A 20,594-nucleotide genomic window follows, 5' to 3' on the forward strand; every position below is an offset into this window, starting at 1 on the left:
TTGACCATACGAGAGGACCGCGCCCCATGCAACCGACCCCATCCCTGATCCGCGCACGCGTCGCATCGCGCAGGAGCCGAGCCCATGGGTAAGGTGTGGTTCGTCGGCGCCGGTCCGGGCGCGCCCGACCTGATCACGGTGCGCGGCACCCGGCTGCTGGCCGAGGCCGACGCCATCCTCTATACCGGCTCGCTGGTGGCCGAGACCGCGCTGCAGTGGGCCTCGCCCGAGTGCGAGATCGCCGATTCCAAGTCGATGGACCTGGCGCAGGTCACCGAGTGGCTCCTCGATCGCGCCGCGCGGTGCCAGACGGTGGTGCGCCTGCAGACCGGCGACCCGACCCTCTACGGCGTCGTCGCCGAGCTGGCGCGGCCACTCGACGCCGCCGGGGTCGAGGTCGGTATCGTCCCCGGGGTGTCCTCGGCGATGGCCTCGGCGGCGGCCGCCGGCGAGTGCCTGACTCTGCCCGAGGTCACCCAGACAGTGATCTTCACCCGCGTCTCCGAGCGTACCAAGATGCCCGAGCGCGAGCACTTCGCCGGGCTTGCCGCGCACGGCTGCACCCTCTGCATCTTCCTCTCGATCGAGCGCATCGAGTCGATCGCCCAGAGCCTGGAGGAGGCCGGTTGGGCCGCCGATGCGCCGGTGGTGGTGGTGCACAAGGCGACCTGGCCGGGCGAGGAGCTGGTGCTGCGCGGCACCATCGCCGACATCGCCGCGCGTTGCCGCGAGGCTAAGGTCGAGCGTCAGGCGCTGATCCTGGTCAGCCCCGCGCTCGGCGCCCGCCAGCACGCCCCGCGCGCCACCTCAAAGCTCTACGACGCCAGCTTCCCGCGCCGCTTCCGCCCGGCGCGCGAGGATTGACTGTGAACCGCAAAGGCGCAAAGGACGCGAAGCAGAGAAGCGCGTGATGGGCTTCCAGGCGGGGGCAGTCGACAGTGTGGCGGTTCATCCTTCTGATGACTGTCTCGGGATGCACGCGTCCACTGGCGGCTGAGGGCTGATTGCTTACCCGGTGGTGACCAAGGTCACTTCGCGCGTCCCTTGATTGCAGAGGGCGCGGTCGGACCATCCTCGGCCATCGCCACTGTTTATCGGCCTTTTTCGCCAAGCATGCCGCGCCTTACCCGGCCCGTCCGGCTCATCTTTGCGCCCTTCGCGGCTTTGCGGTTCAATCCCGCTGGCCGCTGAAGACCTTTCCTCGCCCCCACGATTCAGCCACTCTCAGGTCCCGCCCATGTTGCTCGAAGAGACCGATCGTTATCAGCTCCATCGTCGGGGCCGCTATCTGTACGCCGCGCTGGCGCGGCCGCACCGGGTGCTCAGTACCTGCCGGATCAACGGCGGGCTGCGCGAGGATCTGACCCATGTGGCCAATCACCAGGGCTGCGAGGGTGTGGCGCACGACCCGCGCGGGGCCACCGCGGTCGACGAGGGGCCGGGTGGCTACCATGTGCGCGCCTGCGAGGATGCCGGGTTGCCGCCGTCGCGCACCGCGCTGATGGCCACCGCCGCCAACATGCAGTGCGCGGTGCTCGGGCATGCCGCCGAGGGCGATCTGGCGGTGACCGTGGCCGCCACCGCCGGGGTGCTTGGCAACGCCACCCGTGCCGGGGATCGCGCCGGCTGGCTGGAGTGCGAGGAGGGCTGTCGGGCGCGCGCTGCCGCGTCCGAGGCGGCGCCACCCGAGCGTGGCGCCGGTACCATCGTCACCCTGGTGTTCGTCAATCAGCCGTGCACGCCGGCCTGTCTGGTGCGCGCCGCGACCCTGGTGACCGAGGGCAAGAGCGCGGCGGTGCTCGATCTACGTGTGCCCAGCCTGCAATCGAGCGCGCTGGCCACCGGCACCGGCACCGATCAGCTCGCCATCGCCGCGCCGCTGGCACGCGAGGGTGAGTGGGAGCGGCAGTGGGCTGGCGGGCACAACCTGCTCGGCGAGCTGCTCGGGCGCGCCACCCATCAGGCGGTGACCCGCTCGCTGCTGTTGCAAAACGGGCTCTGTCCCGAGCTGCGGCGCAACCTCTGCGGCGCGCTCGGACGTCACGGCTGCGACGAGCAGGCGCTGTGCCGCGCCGCCGAGCGCTGGCTGGCGGCGGATCTCGCCGAGGTCTTTGCCCGTAACCTGCAGGCGCTGGTGCACGACCCGCTGAGTGCGGCGGCGGCCTTCGCCCTGGCCGAGGTGCTGGATCTGGCCCGCGACGGGGTGTTGCACGCCGAGGTCGCCCGCGAGGCGGTGCTCAACCAGGCCGCGCAGCTCGGCGCGGCGGTGGCGGTGCGCCCGGATGCCTTCGTGGCGCTGCGCGAGCGTCTGCTCGCCGAGCCGGGGCTTGCGCCCGCCGAGCTGGCGGCACTGGCGGTGGTCGAGGGGTTTGCGCGCAAATGGAACTGACCTCTTCCGTCGCGCTGGTCCTCGGCGCTTGTCTGCTCGATGCCCTGCTCGGTGATCCGGTCTATCGCTTCCATCCGGTGCGGCTGATCGGTGCCTGGATCCAGACCTGCGAGCGCGTGCTCTTTGCGCGCGGGCTCGATGGCTATCTCGGGGGTGTGCTGCACTGGCTGCTGGTGGTCGGCGGTGCGCTCGGGGTGTGGTGGGTCGGCCATCTCGGGTTCGCTGCGCTGCACCCGGCGCTCGCCTTCGGCTGGGACCTGTTCATCGCCTACAGCCTGCTCTGTACCCGCGATCTGCTCGGTCAGGGGTTGCGGGTGCTGCGCGCGCTCGATGACCTGCCGGCGGCGCGCCGGCATATGGTGATGCTGGTCGGGCGTGACACCGACCGGCTCGATCGCGCCGGGATCGTGCGCGCCACCATCGAGAGCCTGTCGGAGAACCTCACCGACGGCGTGCTCACGCCGCTGTGGGCCTTCTGTCTGTTCGGGGTGCCGGGGCTGGTGGTGGTCAAGGCGATCTCCACGCTCGATTCGATGATCGGCTACAAGAACGATCGCTATCGTCGCTTCGGTTGGGCCGGGGCGCGCTCGGACGATGTGGTGCACTGGCTGCCGGCGCGTCTCTCGGTGCCGCTGATCGCGCTCGCCGCCGCGCTGTTGCGCGGCCATCCCCGGCTGGTGTGGCCGGCGTTGCGCTATCGCACGCTGCTGCCGAGCCCGAACTCGGGCTGGAGCGAGGCGGCCTGCGCCGGGGCGCTGCGGGTGCGGCTGCTCGGTCCGGTGTGGTACGGCGGCGTGCTGATGGGCGAGGCCTATATCGGCGATCCCGACTGGTCCGCCGACCTCGACGGCGCCGACCTGCGCCGCGCGCTGCGGTTGATCCTGGTCGCCGCGCTGCTGGCGCTGGGGTTCGGGTTGATGATGGTTGCGAGCTGAAGACGAATCAGCCGCCAGCCGCCAGCCGCCAGCCGCCAGCCGCCAGCCGCCAGCCGCCAGCCTCCAGTCGGCGCCCTCACTCAGCGACCGTCGCAAACGGCAAGCTGCGTAGGATGGGCAAAGTGCAACGTGCCCATCTTCACAAGCTATCCGCCTCTTCGCCGGGCACGCTGCGCGTTGCCCGGCCTGCCGCGCTGGAGGCTGATAGCTGGCGGCTGGCGGCTGAAAGCCGGCGGCTCGCCCCCCTTACTCCGGCGAGACCAGCTTGAGTCCGACGATGCCGATGACGATCAGGCCGACGAAGAAGAAGCGGGCGAGGGTGGCCGGTTCGGCGAACAGCCAGATGCCGATGGCGAAGGCGCCGACGGCGCCGATGCCGGTCCAGACCGCGTAGGCGGTGCCGATCGGGATGTCGCGCTGGGCGAGCAGTAGCAGCGCCCCGCTGGCGACCATGCAGACCGCCGCGAACAGGATCCAGCCCCAGCGCATGCCCTGATCGGTCATCCCGAGCTTGAGTCCGACCGGCCACCCCCATTCGAACATGCCGGCGATGACGAGATAGATCCAGGCCATTGTGATGTCGTGTCTCCGTGATACGTGGGTGGTGAAATCAGGTGAGCCGGCTCGGTGCGAGCCGTGAAGTAGGAGCCGCCAGCGATCAGCCGCCAGCCGCCAGTGGCCGTTTGCCCTCACGCGGCTCGGCTTTCTTCGCGTCCTTTGGGTCTTTGCGGTTCAATCTCCTGGCGGCTGGCGGCTGGCGGCTGGCGGCTGGCGGCTGGCGGCTGGCGGCTGGCGGCTGGCGGCTGAAAGGCTGATCGCTGGAGGCGCTTCTCTCCAGCACGTTCTTGGGTCTCAGCGGCTCAGTCGTTCTGACGCGAGCCGCGCTCGATCTCGACGCCGACGTCGATGTCCACGCCGATGGCGCCGGGTTTGTTGATGCGCAGTCGTACCCAGGGGATGCCGAACTCCTCGCGCAGTACGGTGGCGCAGCGCTCGGCCAGGGTCTCGATCAGCTCGGCGCGGTTGTCGGTGACCTCGCGGCGGATGCGGCGGGCGACGGCGTCGTAGTCGAGGGCGTCGTCGATGTGGTCGGTGGCGGCGGCGCGGGCGGCGTCGGTGGCCAGCTCCAGGTCGAGGATCAGCGGGCGCGGCTGCGCCTTCTCCCAGTCGTGGATGCCGATGACGGTGTCGACGCGCAGGCCGCGGATGAAGACGGTGTCCATGACAGGCTCCGGTGGCGGCGAAAAGCGAGAGAGGATACGCCCTCGCGCCGGTGCGCGCGAGGCTTGACCTGTGGCGGCATCCCGGGTCCAATGCGCGCCATGATCACATCCATCCTGCTCATCATCGTCGCTTATCTGCTGGGCTCGGTCTCCAGCGCCATCATCGTCTGCCGTCTGATGGGGCTGCCCGATCCGCGTACCCAGGGCTCGAACAACCCCGGCGCGACCAATGTGTTGCGCTTCGGCGGCAAGAAGGCCGCCGCCATCACCCTGCTCGGCGACAGCCTCAAGGGGCTGGTGCCGATGCTCGCCGGGCACCTGCTCGGACTCGACCCGCTGGCGCTCGCCGGGGTCGGCCTGGCGGCCTTCATCGGCCATCTCTACCCGGTGTTCTTCGGGTTCAAGGGGGGCAAGGGGGTCGCCACCGCGCTCGGCGTGCAGTTCGGCCTCTACTGGCCGGTCGGGCTCTGTGTCGCCGCGGTGTGGCTGTTCGTCGCCAAGGTGCTGAAGATCTCCTCGCTCTCGGGGCTGATCTCGATGGCGCTGGCACCGCTGTTCGTATGGCTGTTCTGGGACGAGAAGCCGCTGATCGGCATGCAGCTGATCATCACCGGGCTGCTGATCTGGCGTCACCGCAGCAACATCCGCAATCTGCTCGAAGGGACCGAGGGACGGATCAGCGCGAGCGACTGAGCCGTTCGCCGCCGATCCGCTGTCCCGCTCACCAAGGCGCTACCTGCACCGGCAGGTAGCGCCTTGGTGCGTTCAGGCCGTGGCGTTTGCTGCGGCCTGGCGCGCACCCTTGCGCCACTGTCCGGCGCCGAGCACGGCGAACAGCAGGGCGGCGACCAGCAGGGCGCCGCCGAGCAATGGACGGTGCGCGATCCAGGCCAGGGCGATGACCAGGCTGCCGGTGGCCAGTGCGAGCAACGCCGAGACCAGTCCGGTGGCAAAGCCGACCAGGCTGCCGAGCATCGGGATCAGGTCGGCGATGACCTTGAGCGGCGCGAGGATCAGCGCCAGGGCGATCCACAGCGCCACCACGCCACCCACACGCAGCCCCCAGGTGAGCAGGGCGTTGGCGCTGTGGGCGTGCTCGAACATGGTGATGGCGTCGACCTGCCCCGGCTCGAGCAGGGCGATGGTGCCGTGCTTGAGTCGCGCGGTGACCAGGGTGTCGCCCTGCTGGCGCCCGATCGCGCTGATCTCGCCATCGGGGTCGACCACCCGGAAGCTGACTCGCAGGTCGCCGACCTCGGGGCTCGCCGGTGTGCCCTTGTAGAAGCCACTGCCGTCGCTGACGAAGCCCGTCGGTGCCTCCTCGGCGTCGACGGGGAGCGCCCGCGCGCCGTTGATCTGCGAGACGAACGCGGGGGCGAGGCGGAAGGCGCCGAGGGTCACCCGATCGGCTAGCCATTGCTCGCTGGTGTAGGGCATCGTCGGGTTGTGATGGCCCTCGGGGTGACGGAAGTCGCTGGAGTCGATCGGCTGGCTCGACCAGGTGCGCTGGTAGCTATAAGTGGTTCGCGTGGTCTCGCCGCCGCCGAGTTCCTTGACCGTTTCCGACTCGCGCTGCTCGCTCCACTGGTACATCTCGACCCGACGCTCCAGGCGGATCGCCGGGACCTCGATGGCGAAGATGGGATCGCGCAGCCGCGCATCGGTGTGGGTCGTGCCGCTGAGATGGACGAGTTCCCCATCATTGGCCGGATCGACCGGTGTGGCGGCGATCGCGACCACGGCCTCGGCGCCGGCGTCGAGGGTGCGGGTGCGGTCGATCGCGCGTCCCTCGTTCCACCACAGCAGGGAACTGGCGACGACGATCAGGATCAGGCCGAAGAGGATGCCGGTGAGGGCACCGCCGAGACGGCTGAACCAGGAGCGGTGGGTGGTTTCGGTGAAGCTGTCCATCGTGATCTACATCTCCGTTTCGATGGCAGGGGTGAGCGGCGCCAGCGCTTCCATCGGCCAGCGCGCGCGGGGTTTGAACAGGAGCGGCTCGCTCGCGCCGGCGGCGAGACGCTGCCAGCCGGCATAGGCGATCATCGCGCCGTTGTCGGTGCACAGCTCGGGCCGGGGGTAGTGCGCCTCGCCACCCTCGGCGGCGAGCGCCTCGCCCATGCGCGCGCGCAACCTGCGGTTGGCGCTGACCCCGCCGGCGAGCACCAGGCGCCGCCGACCGGTCTCGCGCAGCGCGCGGCGACACTTGATCACCAGGGTGTCGACCACCGCCTCCTCGAAGGCGCGGGCGATGTCGGCGCGGGTCTGTGCGTCGATGCCGCCGCCGCCCTCCGCCTCGGCCTCGCGCAAGGTGTTGAGGGCGAAGGTCTTGAGGCCGCTGAAGCTGAAGTCGAGTCCGGGCCGGTCGGTCATCGGGCGGGGGAAGCGATAGCGCGTCGGATCGCCCTGCTCGGCCACGCGCGAGAGCGCGGGGCCGCCGGGGTAGGGCAGGCCGAGGATCTTGGCGGTCTTGTCGAAGGCCTCGCCGGCGGCGTCATCGAGCGACTCGCCGAGGATGCGGTAGCGGCCCACTCCGGTGACGTCGACGAGCTGGGTATGGCCGCCCGAGACCAGCAGGGCGACGAAGGGGAAATCAGGGGCCGAATCCTCCAGCAGCGGCGCGAGCAGGTGCCCCTCCATGTGGTGCACGCCCACCGCCGGCACCCCGAGCGCCCAGGCGAGGCTGCGCCCGAGCGCGGCGCCGACGAGCAGCGCGCCGATCAGCCCGGGGCCGGCGGTGAAGGCCACGGCGTCGATGTCCTCGCGCGTCAGTCCGGCCTCGTCGAGCACCTGACGGATCAGCGGCAACGCCTTGCGGACATGATCGCGCGAGGCCAGCTCGGGCACCACGCCGCCGTACTCGGCATGGATCGGGATCTGGCTGTAGACCGCGTGGGCGAGCAGGCCGCGCTCGCCGTCGTACAGGGCGACGCCGGTCTCGTCGCAGGATGTCTCGATACCTAATACACGCATGCCGCAATGGCCCTCGAACACTCGAATCGCAAACGGTTTAGTATACGCGTTCGGGCCCACAGGCCCCGGTTCCCTGGCGGGGTTTCTCGCCGGGGTGTATGCGCTTTCGTCTTTGCAATCGACTCGGGGTTCTCGTAAAATCCCCCTTCTTTGTATTGCCCAATCAACCCACTTGGAGCCATAAAGGACAATCCATGCCCAGCGTTCGCGTCAAAGAAAACGAGCCGTTCGAGGTCGCCATGCGACGTTTCAAGCGTTCCTGCGAGAAGGCAGGAGTGCTTGCTGAGGTCCGCCGTCGCGAGTTCTACGAAAAGCCCACCTCCGAGCGCAAGCGCAAGAAGGCTGCGGCCGTCAAGCGCCACCAGAAGAAGCTGCAGCGCGAGGCACGTCGCTGGGAACGCCCGTACTGAGGTCCCATCCCCGGCGTATCCCTGACCGAGGTCGACGGACCGGCGCCTGTCTCGCCCTGTCGGTTCCGTTGCGCATCCAGAGCGAAACGATCTCGGCCTGACCCCATCCCTCAGGCTTCCTGAAAGACACATGCTCAAGCAGCAAATCCAAGCGGATATGAAGTCTGCCATGAAGGCGGGCGACAAGGATCGGCTCGCGGTGATCCGGCTGATCATGGCCGCGATCAAGCAGCGCGAGGTCGACGAGCGCATCGAACTCGACGATGCCCAGGTGCTGGCGGTGCTCGACAAGATGGTCAAGCAGCGTCGCGACTCGATCGATCAGTACACCCAGGCCGGCCGCGACGATCTGGCCAACGGCGAGCGCGCCGAGGTCGAGATCATCCAGACCTATCTGCCCGCGCAGCTGACCGAATCCGAGATCGCCGCCTGTATCGACGAGGCCGTCGAGACCACCGGTGCCGCCGCGATGAGCGACATGGGCAAGGTGATGGGCGTGCTGCGCCCGAAGATCCAGGGGCGTGCTGACATGGGCGCGGTGAGCGCACTCGTCAAGCAACGGCTCGGGGGCTGAGTACCGGATCGTCGCGCGCCTCCGGGCGTTGGCATCCGCGCATGGCTGGCAAGATCCCTCCGGAGTTCATCGATGACCTCCTCACGCGCGTCGACATCGTCGATGTCATCGGCGCGCGGGTCCAGCTACGCAAGGCCGGAAAGGAATTCCAGGCACGTTGTCCCTTCCACGAAGAAAAAACCCCGTCCTTCACCGTCAGTCCGGCCAAGCAGTTCTATCATTGTTTCGGCTGCGGCGCTCACGGTACCGCCATCGGCTTCCTCATGGAGCACGATGGCCTGCCGTTTCGCGAGGCCATCGACGAACTGGCCCGGCTCGCCGGTGTCGAGGTCCCGGTCGAGGGTGGGGAGCAGGTGCGCGGGCCGGATCATGGTCCGCTGTTTGCCCTGCTCGACGAGGCCGACGGGTTGTTTCGTCGCCAGCTGCGCGAGCACCCACAAGCCGCGCGGGCGATCGATTATCTCAAGTCGCGTGGGTTGAGCGGAGAGATCGCCGCCCGTTACGGTATCGGTTTCGCGCCCGGGGGTGGAGATTTCCTGCTCTCGCGTCTGGGGCGTACGCCCGAGCGCTGTCGCCAGCTCGTCGACTGCGGTCTGATCGGCGAGCAGGACGGGCGGCGCTACGATCGTTTTCGCGATCGCATCATCTTCCCGATTCGCGATCGGCGCGGTCGCGTGATCGGGTTCGGGGGGCGGATCCTCGGTGACGGCCGCCCCAAGTATCTGAACTCGCCGGAGACGCCGCTCTTTCACAAGGGGCGCGAACTCTACGGATTGTTCGAGGCCCAGCGCGGTGTCCGGCGCGGGCTCGAACGGGTGCTGGTGGTTGAGGGCTATCTCGACGTCATCGCCCTGGCGCAACACGGCATCGACTGCGCCGTGGCGACCCTGGGGACCGCGACCACCGCGGACCATCTGCAGCGCCTCTCGCGCACCGCGCCCGAGCTGGTGTTCTGCTTCGATGGCGATCGCGCCGGGCGCGACGCGGCCTGGAAGGCGCTGGAGACCACGCTGCCGCTGGCCAGCGGCAGCCAGCCCCAGCGTTTCCTGTTCCTCCCCGAGGGCGAGGACCCGGATACCCTGGTACGCAAGGAGGGCGCCGAGGGCTTTCTTGCGCGGGTCGAGCGGGCGACGCCGCTGTCGCAGTTCCTGTTCGACCAGCTCACCGCCCAGGTCGACATGACCACCATCGATGGCCGGGCGCGGCTCGCGCCGTTGGCCCGGCCACTGATCGAGCGAGTGCCCGCCGGGGTCTTCCGCGACCTGCTCGAACAGCGTCTGAGCGAGCTGGTGGGGCTGGAGCGACGCGCGCCCTCGTCGCGACGCCGGACATCGCGGGCGCCGCATCAGGGCGCGCTGGAGCAGCAACGCCCGAGCCGTACCGCCTGGGCCATTGCGCTGCTGCTCAATCACCCGTCACTGGTGACGCGGGTGGACGAGCTGCCGACGGACTGGCGGCGTGCCTCGAATCAAGGGGTCGGAATCCTCGTGGAATTGCTTGAAACCATTCGGCAGCACCCAACTCTCACCAAGGCTGCGTTGATCGAGCGCTGGCGTGATCATCCGCACTTCGATTATCTGCAGCGTCTGAGCGTGCATCCCTTCCTGCGGCACGTCACCGAGGAGGGCGCGGGGCCGGAGTTCGACGGGGCGCTGGAGCGGCTCGGCGCCGAGGTCCGCAAGCGCGAATGGTTGCGCAGTCTTGACGACAAGCTGCGCGCTCGGGTCGGGCGGGACCCGGACGATCCACGCGCTCATCGCGACGACTCATAACTTTGTGATTTTTCATGCTACAATTGGAAGTTTGCTCAAAAGCCGCCTTCCGCAGCATTAGTCAAGGTATCCCATGGACCAAGAACATCATCAGTCGCAGCTGAAGCAGCTGATCGCCAGGGGCAAGGAACAAGGGTTTCTGACCTATGCCGAGGTCAACGATCACCTGCCTCCCGGTATCGTCGAGGCCGAGCAGATCGAAGATATCGTGCGCATGATCAACGACATGGGGATCATGGTCCATGAAACCGCGCCCGACTCCGATGACCAGACCCTGAGCGATTCTGCGGTCTCCGACGACGAGGCCGCGGAGGCTGCGGCGGCGGCGCTGGCCTCGGTCGACAGCGAGTTCGGTCGTACCACCGACCCGGTGCGGATGTACATGCGCGAGATGGGTTCGGTCGAGCTGCTCACCCGCGAGGGCGAGCTGATCATCGCCAAACGCATTGAGGACGGCCTCAACCAGGTGCTCGCCGCGCTGTCGGTCTATCCGCGTGCGGTCGAGCGCCTGATCGAGCTGTTCGACCAGGTCGAGCGTGAGGAGAAGCGCCTGACCGATGTCATCTCCGGCTTCAACGACGCCACCGATGACGAGCCGGCCACTCCGGTCCAGCACGGTCAGTCCGCCCAGCAGAAGGACAAAAACAACGCCGCTGCCGACGACGACGCCGATCACGGCGACGCCGACGATGACGACGACGAAGACGACACCCCGGTCGACACCGGCCCCGATCCGGAAGACGCGGCACGCCGCGCCAAGCTGCTGCGCGAGCACTTCGCGGTGATGCGCGAGGCACTCGAGCAGTACGGTCGCGACGACGAGCGTTCGCGCAAGGCGATGGCCGAGACTTCCGAGGTCTTCCTCGAGTTCAAGCTGGTCGCCGCAGTGTTCCAGGAGCTGGCCGAGCTGCTGCGCGGCACCATCGAGCGCATCCGCGCCCAGGAGCGCCAGATCCAGTCGCTCTGCGTGCGTCAGGCAGGCGTGCCGCGCAAGGCCTTCATCGAGGGCTTCAGCGGCAACGAGAGCAGCCCCGAGTGGCTCGACAAGCTGCTCGCCAGCGGCAAGCCCTATGCCGCGCGTCTCGAGCCCCTGGCCGTCGACGTGCGTCGCGCCCAGCGCAAGCTCCAGGACCTCGAGCGCGAGAACTTCCTCACCATCACCGAGGTGAAGGACGTCAACCGCAAGATGTCCATCGGCGAGGCCAAGGCCCGTCGCGCCAAGAAGGAGATGGTCGAGGCCAACCTGCGACTGGTGATCTCGATCGCCAAGAAGTACACCAACCGCGGGCTGCAGTTCCTCGACCTCATCCAGGAAGGCAACATCGGCCTGATGAAGGCGGTCGACAAGTTCGAATACCGTCGCGGCTACAAGTTCTCGACCTACGCCACCTGGTGGATCCGTCAGGCGATCACCCGTTCGATCGCCGACCAGGCACGCACCATCCGCATCCCGGTGCACATGATCGAGACCATCAACAAGCTCAACCGCATCTCCCGTCAGATGATCCAGGAGATGGGCCGCGAGGCCACCCCCGAGGAGCTGGCCATCCGCATGGACATGCCCGAGGACAAGGTGCGCAAGGTGCTCAAGATCGCCAAGGAGCCGATCTCCATGGAGACCCCGATCGGTGACGACGAGGACTCGCACCTCGGCGACTTCATCGAGGACGCCGGCGTCGTCTCCCCGGTCGACTCGGCCACCTCCGAGGGGCTGCGTGAGGCCACCCAGAACATGCTCGCCAGCCTCACCTCGCGCGAGGCCAAGGTGTTGCGCATGCGTTTCGGCATCGACATGAACACCGACCACACCCTCGAAGAGGTCGGCAAGCAGTTCGACGTCACCCGCGAGCGCATCCGCCAGATCGAGGCCAAGGCCCTGCGCAAGCTGCGCCACCCGACCCGCTCGGAACGCCTGCGCAGCTTCCTCGACGCCGACTGATCGGCTATCCTTTCGACCCGTCCATCCGCGACGGGTCAGACCCCATCGGGCCGTTAGCACAGCGGTTAGTGCAGGGGACTCATAATCCCTTGGTCGTAGGTTCGAATCCTACACGGCCCACCATCTTTGACATCCCTGGATCGACGACAAAGGCAGTCCGCCCGAACTGCATACGGCAATCCGTGACGACTTCGGGCCGGATCGACGTAATGGCTTCGCCCTGGTTCGCGCCAAGATGGATGAAGAGAGCGGCGCTGGTCATTGATGCTGTCGGTGCTGGATCGTTGACGACCTCGCTACCTTGCCTGGCGACGAACCTGCACAGCTTTGCCATGGTCGAGGCCGAGTGCTACCTCGGCGAGCAGATCTGCCGCGAGTTCGGCTACGACATCACCCGCCTCGCGCACGACGCTCGTCAGCGCTGCCAAGCGGTGCGCCGACACCGGGGGTGGAGAGCCGCCTGCACTGAGTAGTCGATATCATTTTCAGGATGACTGCTGCATCCGGCCCCATCATGCCCGCAGAACTTCAACACCTTACGGATGTCGTAGCAGCGCATTCAGCCAGCATTCAGACTCCCGCCCCGGTCGCCGATCGGCCGTTGTCCAGACCTCTAGAATCTCCAGTTCCTTGATCTGAGACACTAGCGTTGCAAGCCTATCCTCATCGAGATCAGTGAATCGTCGACCGTTGTGCTCACGCTCGCTCGTGCCGTACTTGAACGACGCATAGAGCACACCGGCAGGTTTGAGCGATCGCGCGAGTCGATACAGGGCGGCGGGCAGCTCGGCCAGTGGCACATGCAGCAAACTCGCACAGGCCCAGATGCCGTCGAAGATTGCAGACCATTCGACCTCCTGGAAGCGGCGAATCTCGACATCGATCCCGCAATGGGCGGTGGCGAGGGTGGCCAGGGTCGGCGAGGCATCGAAAGCGGTCACGGTATAGCCGCGTTCCAGGAAGGCGCGGGTATCACGGCCAGAGCCGCATCCGGCATCGAGCAGTCGCCCGCCCGGCCGGACATGGGCGAGAAAGCGTGCGTAGAGCGGTTCCATGTCGACGTTGTGCGTCGCGGCGAAGAAAGCGCTGGCGTGGGTGTTGTAGTAATCAAGAGTCATGCGGGGATTGTGTCCGCGCTATAACTGTGCGTCTACACGACGCTGTCCCGGAACCGCCATCGGCCTTGCGGCCCCATGTTTCTGGAACTCACCCGCGATCGCATCGAATACCTCGCCGAATCATGGCCACTCGGGATTTCGAGAGGGTCTTGACTGCGTTCGACGGTTTTCTCGCGGCGGCTGCCAAGGTCATCGACGAGACCGCCAAGCCGCTCCCCTGTGCCATCGGCTGACGATGGATGCCTGTTGGGTCAGTATGCTCGCCCCTTCGTGGGGGAAGTGCCCGACACTGGAGCACTCGGTCGAGCACGACATCCCAAGCTGGATCGAGGCCAACGCCCCCGAGCAAGCCCGCTCGCTTCAATGTCGAGACCTTGACGCTGGCCCTTCTGGATGATGGGATGCTGGGGGTATTGCCCCACGTTTGGGTCTCGCCAATCGGGAAGGTCACCAGCTGACCATGATGGAAGAGACTTGGCGGTCATCAAGCGCTCGCATCGATGCGCTGATCAAGTCGATAGGGTACGCAAAGGATGATCGAACCGATCGAGAACAACACGCTACCTCCTGCCCTCGACCTCAACATCAGCGCCCTCTCGGCATTGTTCCGGCACACCACGAACTCCTATAAGTTCGTCTTCTTCCTCGCGCTCCTGGATCTGCTCAAGCGTCATCGCTTCGACGCCGAACGGCCCTATACATACGATGAACTCACCGTCGAGATGCTGGTGATTGCGTGGTATCCGCACACCTTCTTCAAGTTGTCGTTCGGCACTCAGGATACGATCGCGCAGAAGCTCGATGGGCTAGAGCTGGACTTGGGCAGCGCCAATCACAGCGTTGTGGATCACAAAGTACTGCGTGCAGCTTTGGAAGCAGCCTCGCTCAAAGAGGCTGGGCGGCTGATGGAGTTCGTCCCCTATCGTCTGTTGGCTCCCTTCCTTGGGCCACACTTGCAGGGCGTCGACCGCAGTGCCTGGATGGTGTTTGAACGCGCCATGCCCGCGATCACCAATGCCCACTTCGAGACGGTACGCCCACTCTACCGCTTCGATAGCGACGACTATCAGCATTGCTCGGCCATACGCTGGCATCCGGCCTGGGTGGCCTATTTGGAGCAACACTGGTCGATCATCAAGAGCTGGGCGGCGTGGTGCTGGCTGCACTACATGCAGCGGCGCAATCCAACCACGCCGAGTCTGTCGAACAAACTCTTTCCGCCGGCCAAGCGCGAGGCGCTGACCAAGCAGACGAAGTATTGGCGCGGGATCCTGGAGCAGGAGATCGATCCCCCACTGACCTGCATCTATTCCGGTGAACCGCTGACTGCCGCGAGCTTCGCCCTCGATCACTATCTGCCGTGGTCGTTCGTGGTTCACGATCAACTCTGGAACCTGATCCCAACCCCGTCTGCGGTGAACTCGGCCAAATCCAACCGGCTCCCGAGCGTTGACTATCTGCCGGGCTTCGTGTCCTTGCAGCATCGCGGTTTGTTGATCGCTTGCCAGTTGCTCGGCGAGGCGCGTTTCGGCAAGGTGGTCGAGGACTATCTGGCCGATTTGCATCTACCGTCGCTGGAAGCGCTGTTGGACTTCGATCAACTCCAGAATGCCTTCGCGCGCACTCTCGGTCCTCTACTGACTCTGGCCACCAACCAGGGCTTCATTCCAGACTGGCACTACAGGTCCCTGAGTGTGGACCCCATGACTGCCTCGAGTGTGGTGGCCCTCCCGCACCCGATGCGCCTGGAAGCGGCGACCGATCAGGCCGCCGACAGTCAGGGTCTCGGGCACGCGCACGCACCCCCGGCGCTTTGCCCATCCTGATCGACGAAACCATCCAGACCGAAGCGCTCGTCAACATCGTTCCCGGATTGCACGATCTGCTCGTTCATCTCTTCGGGTCTTTAGCGCTCTGAGGCTCCCCCACCACTCCATCGCCTCCGGCTTGGCTTCCCCCCCCACAGCCACCATCCCTGTAGCAACGGGTGTATCACGCCGTTGACCGAGGGTCGCTGTGTATCGTGTGCCTGGGCCGAGCGGGAGTCGTCATGGAGGTCAAGCGGGGGATTATGAGCGAAGACAGCAACGAAGCGGATCGTCTGGCCGCGCTCGCGCGTTACGGTCTGCTCGACACGCCGCCCGAGGAGGGGTTCGATCGGTTGACGCGGATCGCGGCCTTTCTGTTCTCGGCGCCGATCGCGCTGATCTCGCTGGTGGATCGGGATCGACAGTGGTTCAAGTCGGCCTGTGGGCTGGCCGGGCGCGAGACCCCGCGTGAATGGGCCTTCTGCGCGCACGCCATCCAGGGTACGGAGGTGATGGTGGTGCCCGATGCCAGACTCGATCCGCGCTTTCGCGATAATCCGCTGGTGACGGGACCGCCGCACATCCGTTTCTACGCCGGGGCGCCCTTGCTCACCGCCGACGGTTTCGCACTCGGCACCCTGTGCGTGATCGATGCCACGCCCCGCCCTGGGATGTCCGGCGGGCATCAGTTGATCCTGCGTGATCTCGCGCGCCTGACCATCGATCTGCTGGAGTTGCGTCAGGTGCGCGGCGGGATCCATTGACGCCGCTCGGATGAACCCGGGACGGTCATGATGAGGGGAGCGGGAGGCGATGCCTGGTCGAGCCGACACTGTGTTCACGGTCGCCGGTGATCATGCCGGTGGACGTGCCTTGCCGCCGCGCGCGGTCGGGTTTGGTGAACTCGTCGCCCTGCGTGGCTATCTGATCGCCAGCCTGGCGCTCATCGCGTTGTTGCTGAGTGCAAGCTTTTTCGTGCTCTCCCAGGGGCTGCGCGAACTCGAGGGTGCGAGTCGGGTGGTCAATCTTTCGGGGCGACAGCGGATGCTGGTGACCCGGGTCGATGCCTTGATGACCCGGCTGCCGTTGAGCGACGAGCCGGGGCAGGTGCAACGCCTGCACGATGAACTCGCGGCCAATCTGGCCCAGCTCGAACGCGTACACCGCGCGCTGATCGACGGCTCCACCGAGCTGCGGCTGGTGCGTGCCGAAAGTCGCGCGGTGGAGGCGATCTACCATGAGCTGCCCTATCGACTCGATGATGCCATGGCGCATTATCTTGATCGGGTCGGCGAGTCGCTGACATCCGGTCTCGGCGCGCGTGATGGCGTACTCAACGAGCTGTGGGCGTTGCGCGATGAGGTGGTGCTGGGGCTCGAGGCGCTCACCAAGCAGTTCGAGCGTGAGGTGAGCGCCGGCGTCCGGGCGGTCGGTTGGATCGGCGCGGTGCTGTTTCTCTCGCTGCTGCTGTGTCTGGTCGGGATCTGGCATTTCATTTTTCGCCCGATGGCGCACCGGATCATGCGCGAGCACGAGCTGCTGCGCGGTATCACCGAGCACGTCGCCGAGGGCATCATCACCGTCGATACAGACGGTCGGGTGCGTTCGGCGAATCCGGCCGCGGCGCAGATCTTCGGGCGTGCGGCGAGCGCCATGGTCGATCACGATATCCAGGCATTGATCCCCGGCTTGGTCCTCGACGATGTCGATCTCTCGCACGAGACACGGGGGCGTCGGGGCGATGGCAGCGAGATTCCGCTCGAGGTCTCGCGCGGCACCATGCAGGCGGCTGGCCTGCGATTGGCGATCTGCGTGGTGCGGGATGTCTCGGCGCGCCACCATGCCGCACGGGCGTTGCGCATGGAACGCGCGCGGCTGGAAACCTTCGTCCGTCATACCCCGGCGGCGGTGGCGATGTTCGATCGCGAGATGCGTTATCTGCTGTGCAGCGAGCGCTGGCGCACCGATTACGGGCTTGGCGACCGGGCGTTGCTCGGCCACTGCCATTACGACATCTTCCCCGAGGTCCCGGAGCGCTGGCGCGCCATCCATCAGCGCTGCCTCGAGGGACGGGTCGAGCGTTGCGAAGAGGACCCATTCATCCGCGCCGACGGTACGGTCGATTGGGTGCGCTGGGAGATCCACCCCTGGTTCGACGACGAGTCGGTCGGCGGGATCATCATGTTCACCGAGGTCATCACCTCGCGCAAGCTGGCCGAGGCCGCACTCAATCTGCGCGACCGCGCGATCGAGGCGGCCAGTTGCGGCATCCTCATCACCGATGCGCGTCGCGCCGACAATCCGCTGGTCTATGTCAATCCCGAGTTTGAGCGCATCACCGGCTATCGCGCCAGCGAGGTCGTCGGCCACAACTGCCGGCTGTTGCAGGCCGGCGACTCGGATCAGCCCGGCGTGAAGATGCTGCGCGAGGGACTTGGCGGGCGGCAGCCGGTCACGGTGTTGCTGCGTAACTATCGCAAGGACGGCAGCCTGTTCTGGAACCAGATCTCGATCGCACCGGTCTTTGACAGTGACGGCGAGTTAGTCCATTTCGTCGGCATCGTCACCGACGTCACCGAGCGCATCCGTGCCGAGGAGGCGCTGCGCGAGAGTCACGAGCGTTATCGCTCGCTCTACAACGACACCCCGGTGATGCTCAGCTCGATCGATGCCGAGGGGCGATTGGTGGCGGTCAGCGACTACTGGTTGCGCAAGCTCGGTTATGCCCGCGAGGCGGTCATCGGCCGACCGGTGGTCGAGTTCCTCACCGAGGCGTCGCGCCACTTCTACCTCCAGCAGGCGCTGCCGGTGCTGTTGCGGCAAGGGAGTTGCGAAGGGGTGGCCTATACCCTCGTGCGCCACGACGGCACGTCGCTGGAGGTCGAACTCTCGGCGATCGCCGATGTCGACGCCGAGGGGCGGCTGGTGCGCGCCCTGGCGGTGATGAACGATATCACCGACAAGAAACGCACCGAGGACGAGTTGCGTCAGGTGCAGAAACTCGAGGCGATCGGTCAACTCACCGGCGGCATCGCGCACGATTTCAACAACCTGTTGGCGGTGGTGATGGGCAATCTGCAACTCGTCGAGCGCCGGGTGCACGATAACGAGCGGGTCCGCACCAATGTGTGCAATGCCCTGGAGGCGACGGCCAGGGGCGCGGAGCTGACCCGGCAGTTGCTCGCCTTCGCCCGTCGTCAGCCGCTCGCACCCCGGCTCACCAACGTCAATACGCTGGTCTCGGGGATGACCGACCTGCTGCGGCGCACCCTCAGCTCGCAGATCGAGGTGGAGCTGCGGCTGTGCGAGCGGATCGCGCCGGTGATGGTCGACCCCGTCCAGCTCGAATCGGCCCTGCTCAACCTGGCGATCAATGCCCGCGATGCCATGCCCGAAGGCGGCCGCTTGCTGATCGAGACCGACAACATCGAACTCGACGCGCGCTATGCCGCCACCCATCCCCAGCTCAATGCCGGCGAGTTCGTGATGATCGGTATGACCGACACCGGTGCCGGCATCCCCCGCGAGATCCAGGGACGCATCTTCGAACCCTTCTTCACCACCAAGCCCGCCGGTCAGGGCACCGGGCTCGGGTTGAGCATGCTCTACGGCTTCGTGCGCCAGTCGATGGGCGATCTCCAGGTCTACAGCGAGCGAGGACAGGGGGCGACCTTCCGTATCTATCTGCCGCGGGCGAGCGATGACGACCAGAACGCTGCGGTCTGGCATCCCGGTGCCCGGCAGATCGGCGTCCGTCATGGCCAGGGCGAGCTGATCCTGTTGGTCGAGGACGACCCCCGAGTACGCGAGACCCACGTCGCGCTGTTGGTGGAACTCGGCTATCGGGTGAGGAGCGCCGAGGATGGCGAGCAGGGGCTGGCAGTGCTGCGCGAGACACCTGAGGTCGCGCTGCTGTTCTCCGACGTGATCATGCCCGGTAGTCTCTCCGGTCCGGAGCTGGCCGAGCAGGCCTGTGCCCTGCGTCCGACCTTGCCGGTGTTGTTGACCTCGGGGCACCCACGCGACCATCTCGGCGGCGCACTCGGCGCGCACCCCTTCATCTCCAAGCCGTTCTCGGCGCGCAAGCTCGCCGAAATACTGAGCACGCTGCTCGACCCGGAGGAGGGTGCCGTTGTCGAATCGATCAATTCAGCGCAGGATGATGTCTGATGACGCATAGCGAGCGACTTCTCGTCGTCGATGACACCCCGGGGGTGTGCGATCTCATTCGCGATCTCGCCGAGGATCTGGGGTACGAGGTCCAGGTCGTGATGTCTCGTGACGACTTCGAGACGGTATTCACGGCGATCGATCCGACCCTGATCACTCTCGATCTGCAACTCCCCGGTGGTGATGGGGTCGAGATCCTGCGTTATCTCGCCGACCAGGGTTGCGAGGCGTCGATCATCGTCATCAGCGGCTTCGACACCCGGGTGGTCGGCTCGGCGATGCGCATCGGCCAGACCCACGGGCTGCGGATGCTCGGCTCGCTCCGCAAGCCGTTCTCCATCCAGGATCTCGAAAACCTCATCGCGCCCATCGAGACGCGTGCATTCAAGCCCGATGCGGCCGATCTGCGCAAAGCGCTCGATCGCGGCGACATCCTGCCCTTCTTCCAGCCCAAGGCCTGCCTGGTCCATCCCAGTGGCCCGGCCATCTGCGAAGTCGAGGCACTGGCGCGCTGGCAGCACCCGCAGCATGGGTTGATCGCGCCGGGGGAGTTCATCCCGTTGGCCGAATCGACCGGGATGATTCTGCCGCTGACCTGGACCATGGTCGAGCAGAGCGCTCGCCAGTTGGCACAATGGCGAGCCGATGGGTTGCACCTGTCGGTTGCGATCAATATCGCCCCGGCGGTGATCCAGGATCTCGACTATCCCGACCGCCTCGCGGCCTTGGTGGAGCGTGCCGGCGCCTCGCCCGAATGGTTCACCCTGGAGATCACCGAATCCGGGGCGATGCGCGACTCGGAGCATGCCATGGACATCCTCACGCGGTTGCGGCTCAAGGGTTTCAACCTCTCCTGCGATGACTTCGGTACCGGTTACTCGTCGCTGGTGCAGCTCTATCGCATGCCTTTCTGCGAACTCAAGATCGATCGCTCCTTCGTGGTCGATTGCATCGATCAGTCAGAGGCGCGAGTGATCATTCGTGCCAGTATCGAACTCGGCCACAACCTCGGCCTGAGCGTCTGCGCCGAGGGCGTGGAGGCGCAGGATGTGTTCGATTATCTTCATGCCCAAGGCTGCGATTCCATCCAGGGCTACCACGTCGGCTACCCGGTGCCGGCGACCGACCTGCCCGAGCTGGTCCGCGAGGCCTCGCGCCGACTGCTCGAGATCGAGCCTTGAGTGGGGCGGTGGACAGCGGGCATCGGGTCGCTTACCTTGAGGCCCTCGGACCCTTGGCACAGCCCTCGGAGAGCTGCGCGTGCACGTCAACTTTCCGGTTGC

General features: G+C 66.5%; 17 protein-coding genes and 1 tRNA gene. 13 read left to right on the plus strand and 5 right to left on the minus strand.

The window, feature by feature from the left end:
• Positions 1–84: 84 nt before the first annotated feature.
• The 3 genes from cobM to cbiB all read left to right on the plus strand — a co-directional run bounded on the left by cobM (position 85) and on the right by cbiB (position 3,324).
• A complete protein-coding gene (gene cobM, locus MARPU_RS06095) occupies positions 85–864 on the plus strand; it encodes a precorrin-4 C(11)-methyltransferase (RefSeq protein ID WP_005220863.1) in 780 nt (259 codons plus the stop codon).
• 373 nt (positions 865–1,237) lie between these two features.
• Complete coding sequence (locus MARPU_RS06100; protein ID WP_005220865.1) at positions 1,238–2,389, plus strand: adenosylcobinamide amidohydrolase; 1,152 nt, start codon at positions 1,238–1,240, stop codon at positions 2,387–2,389.
• A complete protein-coding gene (gene cbiB, locus MARPU_RS06105) occupies positions 2,380–3,324 on the plus strand; it encodes an adenosylcobinamide-phosphate synthase CbiB (protein ID WP_005220867.1) in 945 nt (314 codons plus the stop codon). The genes MARPU_RS06100 and cbiB overlap by 10 nt, the downstream gene beginning before the upstream one ends.
• A gap of 246 nt (positions 3,325–3,570) precedes the next feature.
• Here the strand turns inward: cbiB and MARPU_RS06110 are convergent, their stop codons facing one another.
• Together MARPU_RS06110 and folB are read right to left on the minus strand one after the other, a co-directional pair.
• A complete protein-coding gene (locus tag MARPU_RS06110) occupies positions 3,571–3,897 on the minus strand; it encodes a DMT family transporter (RefSeq protein ID WP_005220870.1) in 327 nt (108 codons plus the stop codon).
• Positions 3,898–4,184: 287 nt separating this feature from the next.
• A complete protein-coding gene (gene folB / locus MARPU_RS06115; RefSeq protein ID WP_005220872.1) occupies positions 4,185–4,547 on the minus strand; it encodes a dihydroneopterin aldolase in 363 nt (120 codons plus the stop codon).
• 99 nt (positions 4,548–4,646) lie between these two features.
• On the opposite strand from folB, the gene plsY reads away from it, so the two are divergent.
• On the plus strand, positions 4,647–5,240 hold the full coding sequence (plsY, locus tag MARPU_RS06120; RefSeq protein ID WP_025275149.1) for a glycerol-3-phosphate 1-O-acyltransferase PlsY: 594 nt from the start codon (positions 4,647–4,649) through the stop codon (positions 5,238–5,240).
• 72 nt (positions 5,241–5,312) lie between these two features.
• On the opposite strand, the gene MARPU_RS06125 is transcribed toward plsY, so the two are convergent.
• Both MARPU_RS06125 and tsaD read right to left on the minus strand, forming a co-directional pair.
• Positions 5,313–6,458: a TMEM43 family protein gene (locus tag MARPU_RS06125; RefSeq protein WP_005220877.1), complete on the minus strand. Its 1,146-nt coding sequence runs from the start codon at positions 6,456–6,458 to the stop codon at positions 5,313–5,315.
• Between the two features lie 6 nt (positions 6,459–6,464).
• Positions 6,465–7,520 (minus strand): tRNA (adenosine(37)-N6)-threonylcarbamoyltransferase complex transferase subunit TsaD, encoded by a 1,056-nt coding sequence (gene tsaD / locus MARPU_RS06130; RefSeq protein ID WP_005220878.1) that lies wholly within the window; start codon positions 7,518–7,520, stop codon positions 6,465–6,467.
• Positions 7,521–7,714: 194 nt separating this feature from the next.
• Between tsaD and rpsU the strand changes: the two genes are divergently transcribed.
• The 5 genes from rpsU (at position 7,715) to MARPU_RS06155 (ending at position 12,338) form a co-directional block, all read left to right on the plus strand.
• Positions 7,715–7,930: a 30S ribosomal protein S21 gene (rpsU, locus tag MARPU_RS06135; RefSeq protein ID WP_005220880.1), complete on the plus strand. Its 216-nt coding sequence runs from the start codon at positions 7,715–7,717 to the stop codon at positions 7,928–7,930.
• A 130-nt stretch (positions 7,931–8,060) separates the two neighbouring features.
• Positions 8,061–8,504, plus strand: coding sequence for a GatB/YqeY domain-containing protein (locus MARPU_RS06140; protein ID WP_005220881.1), 444 nt, complete (start codon positions 8,061–8,063; stop codon positions 8,502–8,504).
• 41 nt (positions 8,505–8,545) lie between these two features.
• The gene (dnaG, locus tag MARPU_RS06145; protein WP_005220882.1) at positions 8,546–10,276 is read left to right on the plus strand and encodes a DNA primase; all 1,731 of its coding nucleotides are present in this window, start codon (positions 8,546–8,548) and stop codon (positions 10,274–10,276) included.
• Between the two features lie 73 nt (positions 10,277–10,349).
• Complete coding sequence (gene rpoD, locus MARPU_RS06150; protein ID WP_005220883.1) at positions 10,350–12,215, plus strand: RNA polymerase sigma factor RpoD; 1,866 nt, start codon at positions 10,350–10,352, stop codon at positions 12,213–12,215.
• A gap of 47 nt (positions 12,216–12,262) precedes the next feature.
• Positions 12,263–12,338: transfer RNA gene (locus MARPU_RS06155), tRNA-Ile, on the plus strand.
• Positions 12,339–12,751: 413 nt separating this feature from the next.
• Here the strand turns inward: MARPU_RS06155 and MARPU_RS06165 are convergent.
• A complete protein-coding gene (locus MARPU_RS06165; protein WP_005220884.1) occupies positions 12,752–13,333 on the minus strand; it encodes a class I SAM-dependent methyltransferase in 582 nt (193 codons plus the stop codon).
• Positions 13,334–13,866: 533 nt separating this feature from the next.
• Here MARPU_RS06165 and MARPU_RS06170 point away from each other — a divergent pair.
• The 4 genes from MARPU_RS06170 (at position 13,867) to MARPU_RS06185 (ending at position 20,492) form a co-directional block, all read left to right on the plus strand.
• Positions 13,867–15,159: an HNH endonuclease domain-containing protein gene (locus MARPU_RS06170; protein ID WP_005220885.1), complete on the plus strand. Its 1,293-nt coding sequence runs from the start codon at positions 13,867–13,869 to the stop codon at positions 15,157–15,159.
• Between the two features lie 245 nt (positions 15,160–15,404).
• Positions 15,405–15,905: a GAF domain-containing protein gene (locus tag MARPU_RS18075; protein ID WP_025275151.1), complete on the plus strand. Its 501-nt coding sequence runs from the start codon at positions 15,405–15,407 to the stop codon at positions 15,903–15,905.
• Between the two features lie 49 nt (positions 15,906–15,954).
• Positions 15,955–19,311: a PAS domain S-box protein gene (locus MARPU_RS16575; RefSeq protein ID WP_005220887.1), complete on the plus strand. Its 3,357-nt coding sequence runs from the start codon at positions 15,955–15,957 to the stop codon at positions 19,309–19,311.
• The gene (locus MARPU_RS06185; RefSeq protein ID WP_005220889.1) at positions 19,311–20,492 is read left to right on the plus strand and encodes an EAL domain-containing response regulator; all 1,182 of its coding nucleotides are present in this window, start codon (positions 19,311–19,313) and stop codon (positions 20,490–20,492) included. Before MARPU_RS16575 ends, MARPU_RS06185 begins: the two co-directional genes overlap by 1 nt.
• The last annotated feature ends 102 nt before the right edge of the window (positions 20,493–20,594 follow it).

Origin of the sequence: Marichromatium purpuratum 984 (assembly GCF_000224005.2) — a bacterium.
GTDB classification, from domain to species: Bacteria; Pseudomonadota; Gammaproteobacteria; order Chromatiales; family Chromatiaceae; genus Marichromatium; species Marichromatium purpuratum.